This window comes from Nitrosophilus sp. (assembly GCF_982775275.1).
Window position 1 is genome coordinate 1 of record NZ_CEXZHP010000132.1, and the last position, 2,696, is coordinate 2,696.

Here is a 2,696-nt window from a genome sequence, read left to right on the forward strand (position 1 = left end):
CCTCGCTCACTTTCTAACTTTCTCACTTTTTCACTTTCTCACTCTTTCACTATTAATCACCCAACTCCCCTTTTAAAGAAAGGATTGAGTTTTAACAATATAATATCGGCTAAGACGTTTCCAAGAAGCGTCAAAAACGCCGTAATTATAAGTATCCCCATAATCACGGGATAATCTCTCGCAAGAGCTGCTTGATAAAAAAGCAGTCCCATTCCGTTGATTGAAAAGATGGATTCGAGTATCACGCTGCCTCCTATAAGACCAGGCAAAGAGAGTCCAAGTATCGTAATAAGCGGCGGAGAGAGATTTGGTAGGATAAATTTTTTGATTATCGTTTTTTCATCCGCGCCTCTTGCCTTAGCGAAAAATATATAGTCGCTTTTTAATATCTCAAGAGTCAAAGATCTTATATACATCGCAAAAGATCCAAAACCAACAAATATAATCACAAATATAGGAAGAACCAGATGCCAAACAAGATCCAAAAAATAAAACAATCCCTCTTTTGGCTCCAAAGAGTGCAAACCTCCTATGGGAAAAAGCTTTAATTCAACAGAAAATATTATAATAAGCAGCAATGCAAGATAAAATGAGGGCATAGAAAAGCTAACCAAAGAAAACTGCTTTATAGCTCTATCAAAAAAGCTATCTTGCTTTATAGCCGACCTTATCCCCATATATAAAGAGAGTAAAAAGAGTATAACCATTGAAGTTAGATTTATCCCAAGGGTTATGCCGATCCTATCTAAGATCTCCGAAGTTACGCTTTTTCCGCTGGCAAAAGATACACCAAAATCAAAGCGCATCATCGATATAACCCATGAGAGATACTGCTCCCAAAGAGGCTTATCAAGTCCATATATCTTTTTTAGATGCTCCAAGGACTCTTTTGTAATGTTTGGATTTAGCTCCCCGGCGCTAAAAAAGCTGTTGGGAGCCATATGAATAGCCAAAAAGGATATGATAGATATAATAAAAAGCATCAAAAATATATATAAAAACTTTTTGAGAACTATTTTTTTCAAAATATTCCTTTATAGACTACTCAACCCAGCTTTTAACCTTTTTTTTCATTTTTGAAAAAAAACCTTCACTCTCATTTTTTTCTTCGATTTTTGAAGAGTTTGAGGTTTTATCTATCTTTTTTAGTTTAATCTCTTTCATCTCTTCAACAGAGTTTGTTAGATCATAAAGCTTTGTGCCGTCTTCTGAGAGTCTTAGTTTTATTATCATCCCCCCAAAAGAAGCCGGACCGATCTTAAATCTTTTGCCAAGACCTATGCGAATGATCCTTTTTTGAGGGTCATACCCGGCAACTGTAAAATCCATATCCTCTCTATTTCCATCTTTTATAACGCTCATAGTATAATCTTCGTTAAAAATATACTGCAAAGATCCATCATCTGTGGACCAGTGGCCTATGAGAGATTTTGCAAATTGCGGAAGTTCATTTTTTTGCGGTTTTACAAACTGGGTATTTCCCCCTTCAACCCCTATTGTTTCGCTTTGAGCGGCGGGTTTTAGTGTTTTTAGCTGTCCGGTAACTTCTACCCAAGTTCCATCTTTTTTCAATGCTATGGTTTTATCCCCCATCTTTGCCAAAGTCACCTCTTCCCAAGTGCCGTCCGGCTTTATGATGGCGGTTTTTCCGTTTGGCAGCACTACTATCTGAGCAGCAGACAAAAGTGCCACAAACCCTATAGACAATACAACTTTTTTAAACATAACTATCCTTTGAAGTAAAATTTTTGAGATTTTATCATATTGTTTATAAAAGTGGAGTAAATAGATGTGAGAAAAAAGTGAGATAAAGATAGCAGTTGAGTGGATGATCCACTCAACTACTAAACTATTTTAACTTTTACACAAGATTAGAATTTATATCTTGCAACAACCCTTACAAGATCGCTGTCGTTTGATTTATCATAATCTCTATTAACATAAGCAAGCAATAGATTTGTTCCAAGAACTTTTGTTTTCAATATTAGATCTAATTCATCAAGATCATTTTCAGCTGCTGAAGTATCATCTGTCATCGCGTATTGAGCGATTAATTTAACTCCGTTAAACGATGGAGTTACGACTTTTAGTTGAGTAGTTTCAGCGTCCAATGCAATTGAACCTTGATTTAGTATTTGTTGAACAAAAAGTTTAGTTTTTACTCCAGTTCCTACATTTTGAACACTTAAAGTTCCATCACTTACATCATTATATGCAACACTTGCTTTCCAACCTTCTATAGTAGTTCCTATTTTTGCGCCAAACATACTTGTATCATCAGTTCCAGTTGCGTCAGGGTCAATATTTGCACCTTGTAACGCTATAGTAACCGGAAGTTCACCTGCATCAAGTTTATAACTTGCATCCGCCCAAACTGCAGTCGCTGTACTTGTAAGATTGTATCCCCAAATATCAAGATTTAAGTTTTCTATGCTATTATTAATGATACCCAATGCATAAACAGATCCATCTGCATCTAGCGCGTCCGCATTAATCGCACTAAAAGTGCTCATCTCTGCACCTAAACCATTCCCGTTTGCTTTGTTAACCATAGCAAGAACAACAGTTGTGTCCGGAAGGTCTTTGTTTACTAAAACAGCTGCCTCAAAGCTGTTTTTGAAAACGTTCCAACCTTCGCTGAATGCAAGCGGAGTATTTAGATATTGTCTACCAAGTTTTAAAGTAGTGTTTCCGAT

3 protein-coding genes are annotated in these 2,696 nt (G+C 36.4%); all 3 read right to left on the bottom strand.

The features are described from left to right. Positions 1–56 precede the first annotated feature (56 nt). On the bottom strand, positions 57–1,028 hold the full coding sequence (locus AC30RD_RS06720) for an ABC transporter permease (protein ID WP_489493629.1): 972 nt from the start codon (positions 1,026–1,028) through the stop codon (positions 57–59). 13 nt (positions 1,029–1,041) lie between these two features. Beyond that, positions 1,042–1,725 carry a hypothetical protein gene (locus AC30RD_RS06725; RefSeq protein ID WP_489493622.1) on the bottom strand — a complete coding sequence of 228 codons (684 nt, stop codon included), beginning with the start codon at positions 1,723–1,725 and terminating at the stop codon, positions 1,042–1,044. Positions 1,726–1,871: 146 nt separating this feature from the next. Beyond that, positions 1,872–2,513 carry a hypothetical protein gene (locus AC30RD_RS06730; RefSeq protein ID WP_489493624.1) on the bottom strand — a complete coding sequence of 214 codons (642 nt, stop codon included), beginning with the start codon at positions 2,511–2,513 and terminating at the stop codon, positions 1,872–1,874. Positions 2,514–2,696: the final 183 nt, after the last annotated feature.